Raw genomic sequence first — 19632 nt, 5'->3', positions numbered from 1 at the left:
CGGCCCTGACCAGCGAAGACCGCTGACCGGTCGCCGTCGACACGGCCGGAGCGGACAGCCATGCCGCCCCGGTGCGTGTGCGCAGAGTGGTGCCCGACCTGACCAGTGGGTCGTTGGAGGCGGCGACGGCCTTGTCGGCGACGTTCTCGGGCTCGAGCTCGTCACGGACCACAACTGGATCGTGACGCTCGCCGACCCGCAACGGCCCGAGGTGCAGGTCGGCCTCATGACGCACGACCAGACCGCGCCCGTCGTCCCGGACGTCTCCACCGAGGTGGACGCCTGTCACGCGGCGGCGGTCCGGGGCCGCGCCGAGATCGTGACGGCGGGCCGAGCAGGCGGACCGCCCGGCCCGCAGGCAGAGTGGCGGGGTGCGGGTGACGGTGAACGACGTCCGGACACTGAGCTTCGACGACGGGACCGAGGTGACCGCGGCCTCCGCGATCGCGCCGCTCGGTGACGGCTGGCTGATCGCCCAGGACGACTCGACGTCCGCCGCATGGTGCCTGGCCGGCTCGGTGACCCCGGTGCGCCTCCTGCCGCCCGTGGACGGTCACGACCGGTTCAGCGAGGCGGCGGGGACCAAGCACCTCAAGCCGGATCTCGAGGTGGCCTGCCCGGCGGAGGTCGACGGGAAGCCGGCTGTCCTGCTGCTCGGCTCGGGTTCGACGGCCCGACGCACGCGGGGCGTGCTGGTGCGCCTGGACGACGGGCGTCCCGTGGCGCAGGCCGGGGAGCTTGCCCCGCTCTACGGACGCGTGGCTCGGCGCCTCGGGCTCCAGGACGACCAGCTCAACCTGGAGGGCGCCAGCCGGCACGGCGACACCGTGCGCTGGTTCAACCGCGGCAACCTCGCCGCGGGGGTGCGGCCGGGCAGCGTCGACGTCCCGCTGGCGGGTCTGGTCGACGCCGTCCTCGGCCGGGTGGACCCCGCGTCGGTGCCGGTCGAGCGGCCGCGGGTCTACGACCTGGGCGAGGTGGACGGCGTGGGGCTGGCGGTGACCGATGCGATCGCCCTGCCCGACGGCCGGCTGCTGCTGAGCGCCGCCGCCGAGGACACTCCCAACGCGGTGGACGACGGGCCCGTGGTGGCTGCCGCGCTGGTGCTGGTCGACGGGGAGACCGTGCTGGACGTCGGCGCGATCCCCGAGGTGGACGGGCGCGTGCCCAAGGTCGAGGGACTGGCCCTGCGCGCCGTCCACGGCGAGGAGGTGCAGTTGCTGGCCGTCGTGGACGACGACGATCCCACCCGGCCGTCCACCGCCCTGGAGCTCCGGGCCGAGCTCGGCTGACCCGAGTGCGGGAGGGGGGAGTCGAACCCCCACGCCCGAAGGCACCAGATCCTAAGTCTGGCGTGGCTGCCGTTACACCACTCCCGCGTGGGCACAGAGTATGGGGACCCGCCCCTGCGGGTGGCCTCCGGCCGACGGACGCGCCCCATCCCGCGCCGTCTGGCAGGCTGTCGCCCGTGCCTCGCGACCCTCGACAGATCCAGCTGGAGATCGACGCCGCCCGTGAGTCGCTCGCGGCGACCCTGGACCAGCTGGTCTACCGGAGCAGCCCGCAGCGCCTGAAGTCGAAGGGGCAGGCCGCCGTCCAGCACTTCCTGCAGACGCCGGCGGGCATGGCCACGGTCGGCACACTCGGCCTCCTGATGACCCTCGTCGTGGTCCAGAAGGTCCGGCACCGCGACGACTGACGTGCGGCATCCCACCGCGACCCGGTCGGCCCGGGTCAGGAATCGGTCTGCTGAAGGGCCCCCTCCTCCCCACGCCTCGCAAGCTCGGCGCGGGTCCCGGAAGGGGGCCCGGCCGGGTGGTCGCCGGCACCGATCGGGCGGTGCGCGTCTGCGAGACCAGTCATCCGCCGGCTGGTGAGTCAGGCCGCCGAGGGCCGGGCCCTGCGCAGCAGCGGCCGGACGACGGTCTCGAACACCTCGTCGACGTAGGCCGGCTCCAGGGGCTCGCCGATGAGCAGCCAGCGCTGGACGATCAACGCGCTGGCCGCCTCCGCCGTCACCGAGAAGTCCATGTCGGGGCGGACCTCGCCGCGCGCCTCGGCCCGTGCCCACATCGCGGCGAAGGCGTTGCGCCACACGGCCAGCGGCCCGTCGCGGAAGGCCTCCACGAGGGCCGGCTGGTACTGCATGGCCGGCAGCAGGGACCGGGCCGCCGCGCCCGCAGGGCTCTGCACCGTCGTGACGACCAGATCCATGAGCGCCCGCACATCGCCCTCGACCGACCCGGTGTCCGGCGGCACGGCGATCGCCCGGTTGATGTCGGAGATGGTGTCGACCACGAGGTCGTGCTTGGTCCGCCAGCGGCGGTAGATCGTCGCCTTGCCGACGCCGGCCTCGGCGGCCACGGCGTCCATGGTGAGCGATCCGTACCCGACCTCGGCCAGCAGCCGCAGGATGGCCGCCCGGATCACCCCGTCCCGGCTGGGGTCGCGGGGACGCCCGCCGCGCGAGGAGCGCGTCGGCTCGGACTGCTGCACAGCGACCATGGTGCTGACCTTAGACATTCAAGTCAGTGACGACGACGGAGAAGCGCGTGCGCGCCACCATCTGTGCTGGATCGTCCCGTGTCGCCCGACCGCGCGCCTGTCCGGTCCGGCCGCGGGCCTCGGTCATCCTGCTGGCGTGGCGAGCACCAACGGCCCGACGCGGCGCCGGGAGTACTGGCACGTCCCCGTCCGCGCCACCCGCGTCCTCCTGGCGACCTCGGACGCGCAGCTGCTGTCGGAGGTGGCCTCCACGGCACGCGCGCTCGGGTTGTCGGTGTCGGCGGCGCCGGACCTGCTCGACCTCGACGACGAGGAGGGCAGCCGCGGCATCGAGCGGCTCTTCCGCCGGCTGGCCCGCGAGGTGACGACGGCGGAGGCCGAGGACGTCCGGGTCGCGACCGACCCGCCGGAGGAGTGGTCGGCGCTGGCCGCCCGGCTGCTCACCGCCCCGACGCTGGCTGTCGAGCTCGCCCGTCGCGGGATCACCGCGGAGATCGGCCTGCTGGCCGAGGCCGAGCTGTGGTCGGTCTACCAGCCGATCGTCCGGCTGGCCGACCGCGCCGTGGTGGCCCACGAGGCGCTGCTGCGCGGCCTCGTCGACGGCCGCGACGTCGGCGGCGAGGACCTCTTCTTCGTCGCGGAGTCCGCCGGGTGGCTGTCCCGGCTGGACCGGATCGGCCGGGAGTCGGCGATCACCGGGGCGGCGCCCTGGGTCGGGGACGCCACCCTGTTCGTCAACTCCGACCCCGCCTCGACACGTCGTCCGCAGGCGGACCTGGCCGGAACCCAGCAGGCGCTGCAGAACGCCGGCATCGACCCGGCCCGGCTGGTCGTCGAGGTCGGCGAGGTGTCCGCGGTCAAGGACCGCGGCCACCTGCTCTCCGTGCTCGAGCACTACCGCTCGCTGGGCTGGCGGGTCGCCCTGGACGACGTCGCCGCCGGCTGGTCGAGCCGTTCGCTGCTGGCCGCCGTCCGCCCGGACGTCGTCAAGCTCGGCAAGGCGCTGGTACGGGCGCTGCCGGACGACGGCGCGCGCACGATGGTCCGGTCGGTCGTCGAGCTCGCGCACACCCTCGGCGCGCTGGTCGTGGCCGAGGGCGTGGAGACCGAGCGAACCGCCGAGGAGGTGACCCGGCTCGGCGCCGACCTGGGTCAGGGCTGGCTGTTCGGCCGTCCCGTCGCCCCGCACGAGGTCAGCGCAGTCCCCAGCCGGTGAGCACCGGGCGGGCGTGCTCGTGCCCGAGCACCCCGTAGGAGCCGGCCGGAAGGGCGAGCAGGGCACCCGCCCGGGGCTCCAGCCCCAGCCAGCGGGCGGTGAGGATGCGCAGCACGTGCCCGTGGGCGACCAGCACGACGTCGCCGTCGGCGAGCAGCGGCCGGGCCCGGTCCAGCACCCGGTCCACCCGCACGCCGACGTCGGCCAGCGTCTCGCCGGGTGTCTCGCCGGGGACGGTGCCGTCGACCCAGATGGACCAGGGCTGGCCCAGCTCCTCGCTGATCGCCGCCGTGGTCCGCCCCTCGTAACCGCCGTAGTCGAGCTCCACCAGGTCCTCGTCGGTGGCGGTGGGGGTGATCCCGGCCAACTCGGCGGTCCGCCGCGCCCGCAGCCGTGGGCTGACCCACACCGCGGCGAACGTGCGGCCCGCGAACACGCCCGCGAGCCGACGGGCCTGCTCCTCGCCCTCCGGCAGCAGCGGCAGGTCGGTGACGCTGGTGTGCTGGCCGCTGAGGCTCCACTCGGTCTGCCCGTGGCGCAGCACCACGATCTCACCCATCGGACCTCCTCCGTGCCGGCGGTCACATCCCGGAAGAGCAACGCCCGATGCGTCTGCTGCCGCCTCCAGTGCCCCTGCGGCAGCAGGTCGCAGGGCGAGCCGACCCCTGGAGGGACCATGACCACGGTCGCACCCACTGACACCTTCGCCCTCGGCGGGGACCTGACCGTCCACCGCCTCGGCTACGGCGCCATGCAGCTGCCCGGCCCCGGCGTCTGGGGTGAACCGGCCGACCCGGAGAACGCCCGCCGTGTCGTCCGCGCCGCCGTCGAGCAGGGCGTGGACTTCATCGACACCGCCGACTCCTACGGCCCGGTGGTCAGCGAGCGGATCATCGCCGAGGCGCTGCACCCCTACCCGGAGGGTCTCGTCATCGCCACCAAGGCCGGCCTGACCCGACAGGGGCCGGGCATCTGGACGCCGGTCGGCCGCCCCGCCTATCTCAAGCAGCAGGTGGAGCTGTCGCTGCGCACGCTGCGGCTCGAGCGCATCGACCTCATCCAGCTGCACCGCATCGACGTCGAGGTGCCGCTGGCCGACCAGCTCGGCGCCTTCCAGGAGCTGCAGGAGCAGGGCAAGGTACGCCACATCGGCGTCTCCGAGGTCTCGGTGGCCGAGCTCGAGCAGGCCCGCGAGATCGTCGACGTCGTCAGCGTCCAGAACCTCTACAACCTGACCAACCGGCAGTCGCAGGACGTCCTCGACGTGTGCACGGCCGAGGGGATCGCCTTCATCCCGTGGTTCCCGATCGCCACCGGTGACCTCGCCGCGCCGGACAGCCCGGTCGCCGACATCGCCCGCGAGCTCGGCGCCACGCCGTCCCAGGTGGCGTTGGCCTGGCTGCTCCAGAAGTCGCCGGTCGTGCTGCCCATCCCCGGCACCAAGTCCGTCGAGCACCTCACCGAGAACCTCGGCGCCGCCCGGCTGACCCTCTCCGCCGAGGACATGGCCCGCCTCGACGCCCTGGCGTAGAAGAGGACCGCCCTCGGAGCCGCCCCTTCCAGGACGTCCCCGAGCCTGCGAGGGAACGCCCTGCAGTCCTTCTTCAGTGCCAGCGGCGCAGGGCCCCGAGCCGCATCCGCCGCCGGGGTGCGCGCTCCTCGGCGCATCGTGCGGGCCGCACCTGGTGGAGGACGACCGCGCGGCGTGCCGAGGTGGCCGCTCGGGGGTGCGTCAGCGGGTCGGCCGTGACCGAGAGAGCCGGCTCCCCGTTGTCGACGGGGCCGTCGAGCTCGAGTCGGTCGGCGAGCCCGGCCGAACGGATCAGGCGGCGGGTGGCCGCCGGCGCACCGACGATGCGGCACCGGCGCCCGGCGGCGGAGAGCGCGTCGGTGAAGAGGCTCAGCACCTGCAGGCCCGAGAAGTCCCGGAAGCGGGTGCCCGCGACGTCGACCACGACCGCACCCCGCCCGACGACGGCGGCCTCCTGGAGGGCCCGGGCGAGCCGGGCGGCGGTCGAGGCGTCGGCGTCACCGGAGAGCCGGACGACGACCTGGTCCGGTGCGGGGACCAGAGCGATCTGCAGGTGCGGCACGGGTACCTCGGCAGGGGTGTCCTGCACCGCCGACGGTTTCGGGCGGTCGTCCCGACGGTAGTGCGGGTCGCCGCCGTCCACAACCAACGGTGCTCGCGCGGTTGCGCAGCGCGCTTGTGCGTCGCGGCGGCCCCCGGCGCAGCGGCCGGAGGTGACGCGCGGCACGATGACGGCGTGGACGCCGAGGACTTCCGCCAGATCAGGAACGCCGTCCGGACCCTCGTGCGGGAGGTCGTCGTCCCGCTCGAGGAACGGATCGAGGACGAGGACCGCATCCCCGACGAGCTACGCGAGCGCACCGCCGAGATGGGGTTGTTCGGGTACGCGCTGCCCGAGGAGTACGGGGGGCTGGGCGTCTCGATGGCCGAGGACGTCGAGCTGGCCTTCGAGTTCGGCTACACCACCCCGGCCTTCCGCTCCCTGTTCGGCACCAACAACGGCATCGCCGGCCAGGTGATCGCCAAGTTCGGCAGCGAGGAGCAGAAGAAGGCGTACCTGCCCCGGCTGGCCTCGGGGGAGCTGATCGGCTCCTTCGCGCTCACCGAGGCCGAGGCCGGGTCCGACCCCGCCGGGCTGCGCACCACCGCCCGCCGGGACGGCACGGACTGGGTGCTCGACGGCGCCAAGCGCTACATCACCAACGCGCCGCTGGCCGACCTGTTCGTCGTCTTCGCCCGCAGCGACCCCGAGCAGCGCGGCGGCCGCGGGATCTCCAGCTTCGTCGTCGACGCACGCACGCCCGGGGTCACCGTGGGCCCGCACGACAAGAAGATGGGGCAGGCCGGTGCCTGGACCGCCGAGGTCTTCTTCGACGACGCCCGCGTGCCCGCCGACGCGCTGGTCGGGGAGGAGGGCCGCGGCTACGCCAAGGCGCTGACCGTGCTCTCCCGCGGCCGGCTGCACATCGCCGCGCTGTGCGTCGGGATGGCCCAGCGGGTGCTCGACGAGTCGGTCGCCTACGCCGCGACCGCCAAGCAGGGCGGCGCGCCGATCGGCCGCTTCCAGCTGGTCCAGGCCCACCTCGCGGACATCCACGCCGAGCTGCTGGCCGGCCGGGCGATGGTGCGCGACGTCGCCGCTCGTTACGACACCGGCGAGGACACCTCGATCGGCCCGTCGTCGGCGAAGCTCTTCTGCACCGAGAATGGTCGGCCGCGCCGTCGACCGTGCGGTGCAGGTGCACGGCGGCCTCGGCTACCTCCGCACCACACCGGTCGAGCGCTTCTACCGCGACGCCCGGCTCTACCGGCTCTACGAGGGCACCAGCGAGGTGCAGCGGGTGATCATCGGCGGCGGGCTGCTGCGTGACGCCGGCATGCCGCGTGGCTGAAGAAGGACCCTCCTGCCCCCCACCGCTCGCGAGCTCGCGGCGGGACCCTGCAGGAGGGCCGGACGAGCGGGCCGTCCGGCGGGAGGTCGTCGGTGAGCTCGGCGCGGCGCTGCGCGACCTGGTCGACGCCGCCGTCCGCACCGAGGTGTCGGCCGGGGAGCTGGCGGCCGTCGCCGAGGCCGCCCGCGAGCTCACCGCCCGGCTGCGCGTCGCCGGGCGCGAGCTGAACGAGGTCGCCACCGTCGACGACCCGGACGCCGGTGAGCGCTGGTACAGCCCCGTCTACGGCCCGGGCAGCCCCGTCGCGCCGCCGCTGGTCGCCAGCGACACGTCCGACGGGCGGGCCACCGGCCGGGTCACCGTGGGCAAGCCGCACGAGGGCCCGCCGGGGCTGGTGCACGGCGGGGTGGTGGCCACCCTGCTCGACCACGTGCTGGCTCGCGCCGTGCGGACGGCCGGGCGCGGCGGGCTGACCGCCACGCTCACGGTGCGCTACCGCCGGCCGGTGCCTCTCGGCGTCCCCTTGCTGGTCGCCGCGGAGATGGGACAGACCGAGGGCCCGCGCACCACCGCCACCGCGCGGCTGGTCGCCGAGGACGACCCCGACACCGTGCTCGCCGAGGCCGACGGGCTGTTCGTCGCGCTGCACCCGGAGCGGTCGGCCCAGGTGTTCGCGTCGATGGACCGGCCGGTCGGCGCCTGGACGGCGCACGGTGGAGACGACTGAGTCCCGTAACGCCGCAGCTTCTCTCCGTGACCGTCCGCGGGCCCGACGAAGCCGGCACCTGCCGGGACCACGTACCACCAGCTCGCGCGCCGGATGGTCCGATGAGCGGATGCCCGAGCAGTACCCGGTGCAGGCCGAGCTGTCCCGCGGGCACCGGCCGCCGGAGGGGTAGCGCAAGCGGCGGGCCGACCACGTACTCGAGCTGGAGCCGGGGCTCCCGCTCGTGGTGGTCGAGGCCAGGTCGTGCGCCAGCGCGATGCCTGTCCGCGGCGGGTCGGCACTGCGCCCAGCGCCTCGGCGGTCGGGACCGCGGCGTGCGCCGGCGTTCCCTCGGCGAGGGTGGCCACGTCCATGACCCGCGAGCGGCGATCGAGCACGGCGACCACCTGCATGACGCAGACGGCCGTTCCCGAGCTCGAGCTGGCGGCGGTCCAGCGATGGGCCGCAGTCGTGTGCCCGGACGAGCTCTCCACCAGGTGCGGATCGAGGCGGAGGTCTCCGGCCGCGACGTCACGATCGTGGAGCGCTGGGCGCCGTGGTGCCCGGACGACGGGCCGGAGTGGACCCGCTTCCCGGTGGCGCGTCTCCGGTACCTGAGGTCACGGGGCGTCTGGCGGCTGTACTGGCGTGACCGCGACGAGCGCTGGCACGAACACCCCGAACTTCCCTTCGCGCGGGACGTCCGCGGCCTGCTTCACGAGATCGACGACGATCCGACCGCGTTGTCCTGGGGCTGACCCTGCGTCGACCGTCCGTGCGGTCCGCGTATCCGGAGCGCCCGGTGGCTCGCCGACGGACGTTCCCGCGAAGACGTGGTCAAGGATGAGGGCTCGACGACGTTCCCGCGGGAACGGCCGGCCCCCGGACTCCGGAGCCGGCCCGGCGGAACAGCTGCGACGAGCCGACCGGCACGAAGCCGGCCGCCAGCACGGCTCGCAGGCTCGCCGCATTGCCCGGCGCGACCGCGGCGACGACCGGCTCGCCGGCGGGCACCTGCTCCAGCGCGGCCCGCACGAGGGCCGCGCCCGCGCCGCGGCTCCGCCGCTCGGGCTCCAGCTCGACGCTCAGCTCGGTGAGCCCGCCGACGCCGGTGCCGAGGACGGCCACCGCCGAGCGGGCCGGGTCGGGGAAGCCGAGGACCCGCAGGTTCCCGCGGACGGCGGCCGCGAAGGACGCTCGCGGGTGGCCGTGCAGGTCGGGCCGTTCCACCAGCGGGCTCGCGCCGCCCCGGCCGCGGGCGACGAGGAGCGCATCGAGGCTGTCGATCCACCCGTCCGGGCCGGCGAGCGCGGTGACCACGCGCGGGTCCTGCGCGCCGCCGAGGCCGTGCACCCCGAGCTCGTGCAGCCGGGCGTCGGTCACGTCGTCCGCGACCGCCAGCACCGCGTGCCCGGTGAACGCGACGACGGCCTCGAGCCCCGGCCGCCACGGGGGCACCCGCCGCCAGGCGCCGTCCGCCGGCGGGAAGCGGCCCTCCGCCGCCTCGGTGAGCAGGGCCGCCAACGGATGGCCCGCGGTCACGACGGCAGGACGCCGGTCCAGAGGGTCCAGCGGTCGGTCTCCACCACCGGCTCGCCGACCGGCAGGCGGGCGGCGAGGACGTCGACGAGCCGGGCGACCTCGCGGTCGTCCAGCTCGTGCAGGATCGAGCGTCCCTTCCGCCGCCGGATCTCCTCCAGGTACGTGTCCCGGTGCGGGTGCACGGCCCGCACCTCCCACAGGACGTGCGTCGTGACGTCGAGGCCGGCCTCGCGCATCAGCCGGGCGAGGGCCTCGGCGTCGGGACGCCGCGCCAACTCCACGTCGAGCAGGCGGGGGAACACCTCGAACAGGTACCCGCGGGGATGCCGGGCGCTGGCGGCCTGACGCACGTCGTCGGCCGTCCGGTCCTGGACGAGGCAGTGGCCACCGGGGCGCAGCAGCCGCCGTGCCTCGGTGACGACGGCGTCCAGGTCTGGCACGTGGTGCACCAGCGCCCGCTCGAAGACGACGTCGGCGGAGGCGTCGGGCAGGGTGGTGGCCGCGGCGTCCCCGAGGACGAACCGGAGCCGGTCGTCGCCGCGTGCCTCCTCCTCGGCAGTGGAGAGCATCACCGGGCTCGAGTCCACGCCCACCACGCTGGCGGCGCCCAGCTCGGCCCAGGCGCGGGCGTAGATCCCGGCGCCGGAGCCGACGTCGGCGACGTCGAGCCCCGCCGGGTCCAGCAGCGACCGCACTGCGTCCCGCCAGGAGGCGTCCACCTCTCGGCCGGCGTAGGTCTTGCGGTTGGCGGGCGCGGAGAAGTCGATCGGCACGGCGTTCAGTCTCGTCCCGCGGCTGTCCCCACGCCTTCGTCAATAGGGCGGGATGTCGAGGTCGGTGCCAAACCTGGGTGGGTGGCTGACCCTCACCTCGCCGTTGGGCATGGTGATCGCCAGGCCGCCGTCGTCAGCCGCATCGAAATGCCACCCCGGTGCCTGGTGCTTGAGCCGGTGGTGGTGCTCGCAGGTGCAACACAGGTTGTCATGAGACGTGGGCCCGTCGGGCCACTCTCGGCGGTGGTCGAGGTCGCACTTCCGAGCGCGGGCGCGGCAGCCCACGAAACGGCAGCGACGATCACGTAGCCGGACGAACCGGTCGAGTTCGGCCCCCGGGGTGTAGCCGTCGGTCGCGCCGGGCGGGCCGAGGGCAGCACCGCGGCGGATGCCGGTGGCGTCGGTGAGGGCGACCAGGCTGCCGCGCAGCTGGTCGACGATGGCGATGTGCGGCCGATGCGCCAGACCGGTGCCGGCGAGGTCGCGCACCCCCATCAGCGCGCCCAGGTCGAGGACCGCGCGCAGCTCGCCATCGGTCCACACGCCATCGCGGATCGCCTGCGCGGCACCGGCCAGCCCCTCCCGGATGGCGGCCTCGTGGCGTGCCGCGGCCCACGAGAGCCATTCCGAGAGTGAACGGTCCCGCACGGGTACGGGTCCGGGTGCTGGTCCCGGTCCCGGCTCAGGTCCGGGGCCGGGCTCAGGTGCGGGGTCGGGCTCAGGTCCCAGTACCGGTCCGGGTTCCAGTTCTGTCGACGACTCGGGCCGAGCACCCGGCGAGGGAAGCGGCACCTCAGCAGGCGACGCCGGCTGCTGCTGACCCGCGGGTGGCTTCGTCGACGGCACGCGCGGCGCCGGATGGCCGGCGGCGGTGTCCGACTCGACGTGGTCGGCGTCGTGCCCGGCCGCAACCGGCTGGGCACGAGTTGTCGCCGGTTCGTACCCCGTCCCGCCGTCCGGAAGATCGTCGAGGTGGGGGGCGGGGCGGGGCATCAGGCTGAAGGCGTAGCCGAGCTCACGGACCAGCGCCGCCGGCACCAGGTGCCCCTCGACCTGCCCGGGTTCGGCGCCGCCGAGCATCGTCTCCAGGGTGGCCACCAGAGTGAGCGCGATGGTGACCGGCGGCATGCCGTGTTCGCCGGGCCGCAAGATCAGGTCCTGCACGACGTCGGCCATCCGCTGCTGCTTGGTCCGCTCGTCACCGTCGACCCGGGCCTGCTCGGCGTGGGCCTCCAGGGTCCGGTAGATCGCCGCGGCGGCCGGCAGCGGCAGATCGATCGCCACGGTGGCGGTGCCGTCACGGCGGTCGTGCAGCCGCACCCCCCGCTCCCGGACCGCGGCCACCAGCTTGCGCGCGGCGGCCTCGGCATCACGGCGCAGCACGATCCGCCGGGCACAGTCCCCGAGCTGGGGCGGCGTCTTGTCCTCGAGCAGGCCCAGCACGTGCGCCTCGATGTCGGCCCGCAGCCCGTCATCGGCCACCGGACCCACGACGGTCACCATCTGCCGGGCATGCGCCGGGCTCAGCTCCCCCCGGCCGAACAGTTCCAGCGTGCGCGGCAGCCGCTCGACCAGTACCAGCGCCTCGGCCAGCTGCGCGCCGGCCGCCGCACCGCTGATCCGCAGCGTCGGCGCCACCTCGTCCACCGCCCACTCACTGACCTCGGTCAGCGCCGCCGGCCGCGCCGCCCGGGTCGCCGCCGACATCGCCCCGCGCTCGCCGGGCTGTCGATCGAACAGCGCCGCCGGCCGACACCGGGCGAACTCCGCCAGCGACACCGCGACCACCGCCGACAGGCGGGCGATCTCCCGCGACGCCGCCGCGGCCCGCGCCAACGGCTCCGCACCCGCGGCCAGCAGCCGGTCCAGCTCGGCGGCACCCGCGGCCAGCCCCTCGGCGTCCGGGAACTCGGCGTCGGCGCCAGCGACGGACCCGAGTGCCGTAGCGCTCACCCGGTGCCGAGGCGCCGCGGTATCGAGCGCCCACGCCCAGCCACCGCGCAACTCCGGGTGCAGCACGTCAACGATGAACAGCTTCCCGGCCCCCAGCGTCACCGGAACGGCGTCCGGACGCTCGAGTACCGCGGTCAGGGCGCATTCGGCCGACGATGCACCCGGGGATCCGAGCGGCGCCGTGTCGTCGAACACATGTTCGAATGTATCAGTTGGCGGGCGGCCTCACCAGGAAAGATGCCGTCTGTGGACCCACAGGACCGGATGGGTGCAGGAGCACGACGACTGAATGACAAGGGTCGCGTGGGGTGCGGTCGGCTCCACCCTCGGTCTGCGCTTCGTCAACAGGGCCGGGCCGCAAGGCCAGCGCCTGGGAGGCGCCTGTCAGTTGGCCCGCGGGCCAGGGGTGTTGGCCGGGTCGCCGCCCGGGTCGCGTTCGGGCCCGCCGGCCGGGTGCAGCAGCGGGCCGGGCGCGCCCTCCCCGCGGCCCAGGGCGGCGACGAACTGCTCCAGCACGTCGTCGCCCTTGTGGGACGGCGCCCAGTCCAGCAGCCGGCGGGCACGGGAGGTGTCCAGCGCCGGCGCCTGGGTCCCGATGTCGAGCCAGCCGGGCTCGGTCGGCACCAGGTGGGCGTGGAAGGCCACCGACAGCGCCGTCCGCAGCGCGAACGCCGGCACCGGCACCCGCACGGTGCCGAAGGTCCGCGCGATGGCGTCGGCGTCCAGCACCGGCTCGGCGGCCAGGTTGAACGGGCCCGCGGCGTGCCGGTCGAGCATCCGTTCCAGCGCGTCGGCGACGTCGTCGGCGTGGACGAACTGCACGTGCACCGACGGCAGTGTCAGCGGCAACAGCCGCGCCACCGAGCCGGGGAGCAGCCGCGCGGCGCCGAACAGCAGCGGGCCGAGGAAGTAGCGGCCGATCTCGCTACCGGCCTCCGGCTGCAGCACCAGCGTCGGGCGGACGACGGTGAGCGTCGTCCCCTCCCGGGAGCCGAAGACCTCCCGGACGACCAGTTCGGCCTGCGACTTGTCCCGGCTGTACTGCGCGCTGGGGATGCCGGTGGTCGGCCAGTCCTCGGCCACCTTCCGCCCGCCCGCGCCGGCCGCGTAGGCGCCGAGGGAGGACATGTGCACGAAGTGGCTCACCCCGGCGGCCGCCGCGGCGCGGGCCAGCCGCCGGGTGCCGTCGACGTTGACCCGGTGCAGCCGCTCCGGCTGCCGGCCCGGCTGCAGCGCCCAGGCCAGGTGGACGACGGCGTCGACGCCGTCCAGGAAGCGGGCGAGCACGTCCTCGCTGCGGGTCTCGCCCAGGTCGGCGAGGTGCCACCGGACGTCGTCGTAGGGAGCGCCGGCGGCCGGGTTGCGCCGGACCAGCCCCCGCACCTCGGCCACGCCGCTGTCCGGTGCGGTGAGCCGCCGCAGCAGCGCCGTCCCCACGTTGCCGCTCGCGCCGGTGACGGCGACCTTCAGGCCCTGCAGGCGGTCGCGGGTCGGTTCAGCCATGCAGCGCCGCTACCCGCGACGCGCCCGGCGTACCCGGGCGCAGCCCGACGGAGAGCACCGCGACGAGCAGCATCGCCGCCGCACCGGCCAGCAGACCAGCCGGCGTCCCGGCCGCCTCGGCCAGACGGGGCAGCAGCAGGTTGCCGAGCAGACCACCGAGCATGAGGGCCAGCGACTTCGCCGAGACGGTCGTCGACCGCTGGGAACTCGTCGTCCGCTCGTGCAGCAGCTGCTGGCGCAGCGGCCAGCCGACCGCGTTGAACAGGTAGAACAGCACAAAGGCGGCGGCCACCAGCGCCACCTCCGCGGAGAGCGCCACCGCGGCGACGGTAAGAGCCGCCACCACCGAGCTGACCGCACTGGCCCGTGCCACCGACCCGCCGGCGGACCGGCGGGCGGCCGGAGCCAGCAGCGAGCCCGTGCCCGCGGCGCCGAACGAGACCGCCATGACCACGCCAAACACCGCCGCGCCCCCGGCCGGGCTGCCGACGAGGTCGGCGACGTGCAGCGGACCGAGCAGTTCGAGCGACGTGAGCGCGACGCCGGTCGCGAAGGAGATCAGCAGGAGCAGCCGCAGCAACCGGTCCCGGTGCAACAGTCGGCCGGTGTCCCGGATCACCCGCGGGACCTCCCGGACTCCGGCCGCGAGGGCGGCGACACCGGATTCGGACGGCGGGCGCAGCGGCACCACCAGCAGCGCGACGGCGAGGACGGAGGCGCCGGTCAGCGCGGCCGCGAGCAGCAGCGGCAGGGCGAGGGCCGCGCCGCCGGACGACTCGGCCAGCAGCGGGATGAGCCCACCCAGCACCGCACCGAGCGCGAGGCCGAGGCCGTCGGCGGCCGCCGCCCGGGACAGCCCCGGGGTCACGTCGGCCGCCGGGTCGCCGGCGTGGACGGCGTCGACGTACCAGGCCTCGAGCGGGCCCGAGTCCAGCGCTCGGCCGGCTCCCAGCAGTCCCCACGCCAGGCCGAACACGGCCATGCCCTCGGCCACCGCCATGGTGAGCAGCCCTGCCGTGGTGAGCAGTCCGGACAGGACCAGCACCGGGCGGTGGCCGATGGCGTCGGCCAGCCCCCCGGTCGGCAGCTCCAGCAGCAGGGTGACCGTCGAGTACACGGCCAGGACGACGCCGATGTCGGCGGGGGAGAGGCCGCGCGCCGACGCCAGGAGCACGGTCACCGGGACGCTGATGCCGAGGGGCAGCCAGCGCAGCGCGGTGAGGCCGACGAAGCGGCGCCGCGCCTGCCCCGGGCTCAGGCCGGCTGCGCTCACGAGGGGTACTCGCCGAGCCGGAAGACGTCGACCAGCACGCTCACCAGGGGCTGCGCCCGCTCCTCCCGCTCGGCGCGCCACCGGCGCAGCACCCCGTTGAGCTCCTCGGCCAGCTCCCGGGCGGCGGCGGGGGAGAGGTGCAACCCCCAGTCGTTGAGCGACGTCGCGTCGCGCCACTCGGGATCGAGGTCCTCCCGCTGCTCGGCGTGCGCCGCCAGCATCCGGCGCTGCATCGACAGGGACAGGTGGGTGAACTCCTCGACCACCTCTCGCCCGCCGGGCCGCTCGATGACCTCGTCGGTCTGCCAGCGGGTGCTGCGGTGCCGCGCCTGCCACCAGCGCTCGCGCGCGGAGCCTCCAGGCACCTCCTCGACGAACCCGAGCGCCGCCAGTTGCCGCAGGTGGTAGCTGGTGCTGCCGCTGCTCTCGCCGAGTCGCTGGCCCAGCTTGGAGGCCGTCGACGGGCCCTCGCTGCGCAGCAGGCCGAGCAAGGCGTTGCGCAAGGGGTGCGCCAGGGCGCGCAGCACCCGCGGGTCGTGGACGTCGATGGACGGCTCATCGGGCACACCTCCGACCGTAAACCGCAGAGACTCCTTTGCAAAGGAGGCTCTGCATCAGTCGGCGGCGGCCTCCAGCGACTCGCCGCGGCGCTCGGGCAGCGCGACGGCCGCCAGCGCGGCGACCACGAAGAAGGCGGCGAAGGTGGCGAAGACCAGGCCGTTGCCGCCGGCGGCGAGCAGCGGTGGCACGCACAGCGGCGCGGCGATCGAGGCGATCCGGCCGAATCCGGCGGCCGCGCCGGCGCCGGTGGCGCGCAGCGCGGTCGGGTAGACCTCCGGCGTCACCGCGTAGACCGCGCCCCAGGCGCCGAGGTTGAAGAAGGACAGCACCATGCCGGTGACCAGGACGGCGGTGTCGCCGTCGGCGAGCGCGAACAGCCCGGCGCCGGCCGCGGACCCCAGGAGGAAGACCACCAGCGTCGGTCGCCGTCCCCAGCGCTCGACGAGCACCGCGGCGACGGCGTATCCGGGCAACTGGGCCAGAGTGATCAGCAGGGTGTACCCGAACGACTGCACCAGCGAGAAGCCCGAGGCCACGAGCAGCGTGGGCAGCCAGATGAAGGCGCCGTAGTAGGCGAAGTTGATGCCGAACCACACCGCCCACAACGCCGCCGTCCGCCGGCGGGAACCCGCCGCCCACAGCGCGCGCGCACCGGGCGCGGGGGTCGGCCGCGCAGGGGTCGACGGCACCGGGGCGACACCGGCCGCCGACTCGAAGCGGCGCACCGCGGCCTCGGCCTCGTCGGTCCGGCCGCGCAGTTCCAGGAAGCGCACCGACTCCGGCAGCCCGCGGCGGACGACCACCGCGTACAGGGCCGGGACCGCGCCCAGCGCCAGCGCCCACCGCCAGCCGTCGTCGCTGCGGGGGACGACGAGGTAGCCGATCAGCGCCGCGAGCAGCCAGCCGACCGCCCAGAACGCCTCCAGCGCCACGACCACCCGGCCGCGCACCCGGGCCGGCGCGTACTCGCTGACCAGGGTGGAGGCAACCGGCAGCTCGGCGCCCAGGCCCAACCCGATGAGGAAGCGGAACACCAGCAGCGAGGCCACCGACCAGGCCAGGGCGGCGGCGCCGGTGGCCACCCCGAACACCAGCAGGGTCAGCGCGAAGACCTGCCGCCGGCCGACCCGGTCGGCCAGCAGCCCGCCGAGCGTGGCGCCCAGCGCCATCCCGACGAAGCCGATCGAGCCGATCCAGGACAGCTCGGTCGGGGTCAGCGCCCACTGGACGGCGAGCGCGGCCATGACGAACGAGATGAGTCCGACGTCCATCGCGTCCAAGGCCCAGCCCAGACCCGAGCCGACCACGAGCCGGCCGTGCTCACGCGTGAACGGCAACCGGTCGAGCCGCTGGGCGCGGGTCGCCGAGGTCGCGGTCGCGTCGGTGCTCATCGGCTGTCGCCGTACCCCGGCGGGGCAGCGGCCACGCGACCGGCGGAACGCCCACCGGCCGCGCGACCGGACGGGTGGGTCAGCCGTCGTCCACGGCGTCGGAGCCGTACGCGGCGGTGGTGGTGGTGAAAGGAGTGGCGGCGAGCGCGATGCCGGCGGTGACCAGCCGCCAGTGGCGGTCGACGCGGGGTGCTCCCGGGTCGCCGGTCAGGACGGGAACCGCCGCGAGGGCCGCGCTCCGTGCGGCAGCGGCTGGGCGGTGCGGTCGGGAGGCGGTAGAACGAGGCCATGACCGTCAGCTACTTCGCCCTCTACCGGACGCCGGACGACCCGGCCGACTTCGAGCAGCACTACTTCGGCAGCCACGTGCCGCTGGTCGAGAAGACACCCGGCCTCGTGGCCAACCGGGTGCACCGGGTGACCCGCCAGTTCGTCGGCGAGCCCGGCTACCACCTGCTCGCCGAGCTCGTCTTCGAGTCGCCCGAGGCGATGAAGGAGGCGTTCCGCTCCCCGGAGTGGGCCGCGGCCGGAAAGGACCTGGGTTCGTGGGGCGGGACGGACCTGGTCACCATGTTCTCCGCCGAACCGCACCGGCCCGAGGGCGACTGACCTCCTGGTGGTGGGGCGGCTCCGCGCTGGTGGGGGACGGCGCTTGGCCGGGGTGGCCCGGTCGTGGGGGTCGGGAGGATCTCCCGGCCGGGACATGGGCAGCGGCTCCGCGCTGGTGGGGGACGGCGCCTGGCCGGGGTGGCCCGGTCGTGGGGGTCGGGAGGATCTCCCGGCCGGGACATGGGCAGCGGCTCCGCGCTGGTGGGGGACGGCGCTTGGCCGGGGTGGCCCGGTCGTGGGGGTCGGGAGGATCTCCCGGCCGGGACATGGGCAGCGGCTCCGCGCTGGTGGGGGACGGCGCTTGGCCGGGGTGGCCCGGTCGTGGGGGTCCGGAGGATCTCCCGGCCGGGACATGGGCAGCGGCTCCGCGCTGGTGGGGGACGGCGCCTGGCCGCGGTGTCGTCCGGTAGGACGACAGTGCTATTGGTCGAAGTCCACGGTCACGGCCTCCGACAGCGGCAGCGTCTGGCAGGTGAGCACGTAGCCGCCCTCGACCTCCTCCGGCTCGAGGGCGTAGTTGCGCCGCATCGCGACCTCGCCGTCGGTGACCCGAGCCCGGCAGGTGCCGCAGACGCCGCCCTTGCAGGCGAAGGGGAGGTCCCCGCGCACCCGCTGGGCCGAGTCGAGCACCGGGACGTCACGGGGAAGGGCCATGGTCGTCGTCCGGCCGTCGAGGACGACGGTGACCTCGCTGCTGGGCCCCGACACCGTCTCCTCGTCGCCGCGGACCGGCTCGGGCGGGACGTCGTCGACGTAGAACAGCTCCTGGTGGACCTTCTCGGCCGGGACGCCGAGCCGGGCCAGGAGCTCGCGGGCGTCGCTGACCATCCCGTGCGGACCGCACAGCCACCAGTGGTCGACGTGCTCGGCGTCGACGAGGTTGTCGACGAGCGTGCGCAGCCGGGCGCCGTCGAGCCGGCCGCTGGTCAGCTCGGCGTCCCGTGGCTCGCGGGACAGGACGTGCACGAGCTGCAGCCGGGTGCCGTAGCGGTCCTTCAGGTCGGCCAGCTCGTCGGCGAACATCACCGTGTTCGTACGTCGGTTGCCGTAGAGGACGGTCACCGTCGACTCCCCGTCGCGCAGCACGCTTGCGGCCAGCGAGAGGGCCGGGGTGATGCCGGAACCGGCGACGACGAAGACGTGGTCGGCCGGAACGGCGAGGTCGGCCGTGAAGGTGCCCGACGGCGGCAGCACCTCGATCTCGTCACCGACCGCGACCTCGTGCACCAGGTAGGAGGAGAAGAAGCCCCCGGGCACCTCGCGGACGCCCACGCGCGGAGCGGCACCCACCGGGGCGCAGATGGAGTAGGAGCGCCGCTCGTCCCGGTCGCCGTCGACGCGGCGCAGGGTCAGCGCCTGGCCGGGCTTGAACGCGTAGTCCTCGACCAGCTCCGACGGGACGTCGAAGGTGATCGCGACCGCGTCGTCGGTCAGCTGCTCGACGCGGGCCACCTTCAGCGGGTGGAACTGCGGCCGGCGCCGGGTGCTCGCGGTCACGCCGTTCCTCCCGTGCCACTCCGCGCCCGTTCCGCTCCTCGCTCGACCGCATGGGTCGCCTCCGCGCTCGCTCCGCTCCTCGCTCGCTGGCGCTCGCTGCGATGCTCACTCGCTGCCGGCTCCTGGTATCTCGCTGCGATGCTCGCTCGCTGTCGTGGCACCTAGATCTCCTTCACGTGCTCGAAGGGCTCCCGGCAGCTGAGGCAGCGGCGCAGTGCCTTGCAGGCGGTCGCGCCGAACTCGCTCAGCTCCTCGGTGTCGGGCGAGCCGCACAGGGGGCAGGACGCCGTCCGGCGCGGAGGCCCGAGCTGGAGCGGCACCGGGCCGTCGGCGCGGACCGGCGCACTGCCCGGCGGCGCGATGCCGGCCTCGGCGAGCTTGCGCCGGCCGGCTGCGGAGATCCAGTCGGTGCTCCACGCGGGGGCGAGCACGGTGCGGACGTCGACGTCGGGGAAGCCGGCCGCGTGGAGTGCGTGCATCAGATCGGCGCGCATCGTGCCCATCGCCGGACAGCCCGTGTAGGTCGGGGTGATCTCCACGACGACGATGCCCTCCACGACGCGGACGTCGCGCAGGACCCCGAGGTCGGCGAGGGTCAGCTGCGGCAGCTCGGGGTCGGTGACCGTCTCGGCGATCGTCCGGGGATCGACGGTGTCGATGTCGCGATATCGGCTGCTCAC

20 protein-coding genes, 1 tRNA gene and 1 pseudogene are annotated in these 19632 nt (G+C 74.9%); 9 read left to right on the top strand and 13 right to left on the bottom strand.

Going from position 1 to position 19632, the window contains the following annotated elements; all coding sequences use genetic code 11:
- The first annotated feature begins 371 nt into the window (after window positions 1-371).
- The gene (locus E4P41_RS01240; protein WP_135139058.1) at window positions 372-1292 is read left to right on the top strand and encodes a hypothetical protein; all 921 of its coding nucleotides are present in this window, start codon (window positions 372-374) and stop codon (window positions 1290-1292) included.
- A 6-nt stretch (window positions 1293-1298) separates the two neighbouring features.
- Here the strand turns inward: E4P41_RS01240 and E4P41_RS01235 are convergent.
- Window positions 1299-1379, bottom strand: a tRNA-Leu gene (locus E4P41_RS01235).
- An 89-nt stretch (window positions 1380-1468) separates the two neighbouring features.
- On the opposite strand from E4P41_RS01235, the gene E4P41_RS01230 reads away from it, so the two are divergent.
- Window positions 1469-1699 (top strand): DUF3618 domain-containing protein, encoded by a 231-nt coding sequence (locus E4P41_RS01230; protein WP_135139057.1) that lies wholly within the window; start codon window positions 1469-1471, stop codon window positions 1697-1699.
- A 179-nt stretch (window positions 1700-1878) separates the two neighbouring features.
- Here E4P41_RS01230 and E4P41_RS01225 read toward each other — a convergent pair whose 3' ends face one another.
- Window positions 1879-2505, bottom strand: coding sequence for a TetR/AcrR family transcriptional regulator (locus tag E4P41_RS01225; RefSeq protein WP_135139056.1), 627 nt, complete (start codon window positions 2503-2505; stop codon window positions 1879-1881).
- A 136-nt stretch (window positions 2506-2641) separates the two neighbouring features.
- On the opposite strand from E4P41_RS01225, the gene E4P41_RS01220 reads away from it, so the two are divergent.
- Window positions 2642-3721: an EAL domain-containing protein gene (locus tag E4P41_RS01220; protein WP_135139055.1), complete on the top strand. Its 1080-nt coding sequence runs from the start codon at window positions 2642-2644 to the stop codon at window positions 3719-3721.
- Here E4P41_RS01220 and E4P41_RS01215 read toward each other — a convergent pair.
- Window positions 3699-4280, bottom strand: coding sequence for a histidine phosphatase family protein (locus E4P41_RS01215; protein WP_135139054.1), 582 nt, complete (start codon window positions 4278-4280; stop codon window positions 3699-3701). The two genes, E4P41_RS01220 and E4P41_RS01215, sit on opposite strands and share 23 nt — an antisense overlap.
- A 117-nt stretch (window positions 4281-4397) precedes the next feature.
- Between E4P41_RS01215 and E4P41_RS01210 the strand changes: the two genes are divergently transcribed.
- Complete coding sequence (locus tag E4P41_RS01210; protein WP_135139053.1) at window positions 4398-5252, top strand: aldo/keto reductase; 855 nt, start codon at window positions 4398-4400, stop codon at window positions 5250-5252.
- Between the two features lie 73 nt (window positions 5253-5325).
- On the opposite strand, the gene E4P41_RS01205 is transcribed toward E4P41_RS01210, so the two are convergent.
- Window positions 5326-5814 (bottom strand): STAS domain-containing protein, encoded by a 489-nt coding sequence (locus tag E4P41_RS01205; protein WP_209307462.1) that lies wholly within the window; start codon window positions 5812-5814, stop codon window positions 5326-5328.
- Here E4P41_RS01205 and E4P41_RS01200 point away from each other — a divergent pair.
- The 4 genes and pseudogenes from E4P41_RS01200 to E4P41_RS01190 form a co-directional block, all read left to right on the top strand.
- A pseudogene (locus E4P41_RS01200) lies at window positions 5806-6897 on the top strand (acyl-CoA dehydrogenase family protein); the annotation flags it as partial. The gene E4P41_RS01205 and the pseudogene E4P41_RS01200 sit on opposite strands and share 9 nt — an antisense overlap.
- 61 nt (window positions 6898-6958) lie before the next feature.
- Window positions 6959-7144, top strand: a complete 186-nt coding sequence (locus E4P41_RS22940) for an acyl-CoA dehydrogenase family protein (protein ID WP_245177033.1) — start codon at window positions 6959-6961, stop codon at window positions 7142-7144.
- Window positions 7137-7871 carry a PaaI family thioesterase gene (locus tag E4P41_RS01195; protein WP_135139051.1) on the top strand — a complete coding sequence of 245 codons (735 nt, stop codon included), beginning with the start codon at window positions 7137-7139 and terminating at the stop codon, window positions 7869-7871. The genes E4P41_RS22940 and E4P41_RS01195 overlap by 8 nt, the downstream gene beginning before the upstream one ends.
- A 476-nt stretch (window positions 7872-8347) precedes the next feature.
- Window positions 8348-8608 carry a DUF3024 domain-containing protein gene (locus E4P41_RS01190; RefSeq protein ID WP_209307461.1) on the top strand — a complete coding sequence of 87 codons (261 nt, stop codon included), beginning with the start codon at window positions 8348-8350 and terminating at the stop codon, window positions 8606-8608.
- Between the two features lie 79 nt (window positions 8609-8687).
- Here E4P41_RS01190 and E4P41_RS01185 read toward each other — a convergent pair whose 3' ends face one another.
- From E4P41_RS01185 to E4P41_RS01155, 7 genes are all read right to left on the bottom strand, one after another.
- On the bottom strand, window positions 8688-9392 hold the full coding sequence (locus E4P41_RS01185; protein ID WP_135139050.1) for an N-acetyltransferase: 705 nt from the start codon (window positions 9390-9392) through the stop codon (window positions 8688-8690).
- Window positions 9389-10165: a class I SAM-dependent methyltransferase gene (locus tag E4P41_RS01180; RefSeq protein ID WP_135139049.1), complete on the bottom strand. Its 777-nt coding sequence runs from the start codon at window positions 10163-10165 to the stop codon at window positions 9389-9391. Before E4P41_RS01180 ends, E4P41_RS01185 begins: the two co-directional genes overlap by 4 nt.
- A gap of 39 nt (window positions 10166-10204) precedes the next feature.
- Entirely contained in the window at window positions 10205-12220 is a 2016-nt protein-coding gene (locus E4P41_RS01175) for an HNH endonuclease signature motif containing protein (protein WP_135139048.1), read from the bottom strand.
- A gap of 282 nt (window positions 12221-12502) precedes the next feature.
- Window positions 12503-13621 carry an NAD-dependent epimerase/dehydratase family protein gene (locus E4P41_RS01170; protein WP_135139047.1) on the bottom strand — a complete coding sequence of 373 codons (1119 nt, stop codon included), beginning with the start codon at window positions 13619-13621 and terminating at the stop codon, window positions 12503-12505.
- Window positions 13614-14894, bottom strand: a complete 1281-nt coding sequence (locus E4P41_RS01165) for an MFS transporter (protein ID WP_167760867.1) — start codon at window positions 14892-14894, stop codon at window positions 13614-13616. Before E4P41_RS01165 ends, E4P41_RS01170 begins: the two co-directional genes overlap by 8 nt.
- On the bottom strand, window positions 14891-15460 hold the full coding sequence (locus E4P41_RS01160) for a helix-turn-helix domain-containing protein (protein WP_167760866.1): 570 nt from the start codon (window positions 15458-15460) through the stop codon (window positions 14891-14893). Before E4P41_RS01160 ends, E4P41_RS01165 begins: the two co-directional genes overlap by 4 nt.
- A gap of 48 nt (window positions 15461-15508) precedes the next feature.
- Complete coding sequence (locus tag E4P41_RS01155; RefSeq protein WP_135139044.1) at window positions 15509-16846, bottom strand: MFS transporter; 1338 nt, start codon at window positions 16844-16846, stop codon at window positions 15509-15511.
- Between the two features lie 288 nt (window positions 16847-17134).
- On the opposite strand from E4P41_RS01155, the gene E4P41_RS01150 reads away from it, so the two are divergent.
- Window positions 17135-17455 carry an EthD family reductase gene (locus E4P41_RS01150; RefSeq protein WP_135139043.1) on the top strand — a complete coding sequence of 107 codons (321 nt, stop codon included), beginning with the start codon at window positions 17135-17137 and terminating at the stop codon, window positions 17453-17455.
- Window positions 17456-17875: 420 nt separating this feature from the next.
- Here the strand turns inward: E4P41_RS01150 and paaE are convergent, their stop codons facing one another.
- Both paaE and paaD read right to left on the bottom strand, forming a co-directional pair.
- Complete coding sequence (paaE, locus tag E4P41_RS01145; protein WP_135139042.1) at window positions 17876-18952, bottom strand: 1,2-phenylacetyl-CoA epoxidase subunit PaaE; 1077 nt, start codon at window positions 18950-18952, stop codon at window positions 17876-17878.
- A gap of 161 nt (window positions 18953-19113) precedes the next feature.
- The gene (gene paaD / locus E4P41_RS01140; protein WP_245177032.1) at window positions 19114-19632 is read right to left on the bottom strand and encodes a 1,2-phenylacetyl-CoA epoxidase subunit PaaD; all 519 of its coding nucleotides are present in this window, start codon (window positions 19630-19632) and stop codon (window positions 19114-19116) included.

It is taken from the genome of Geodermatophilus sp. DF01-2 (genome assembly GCF_004571065.1).
Lineage (GTDB): Bacteria > Actinomycetota > Actinomycetes > Mycobacteriales > Geodermatophilaceae > Geodermatophilus.
The sequence above is the reverse complement of the archived record's forward strand: the minus strand, read 5'-3'. Positions and strand labels throughout refer to the sequence as shown.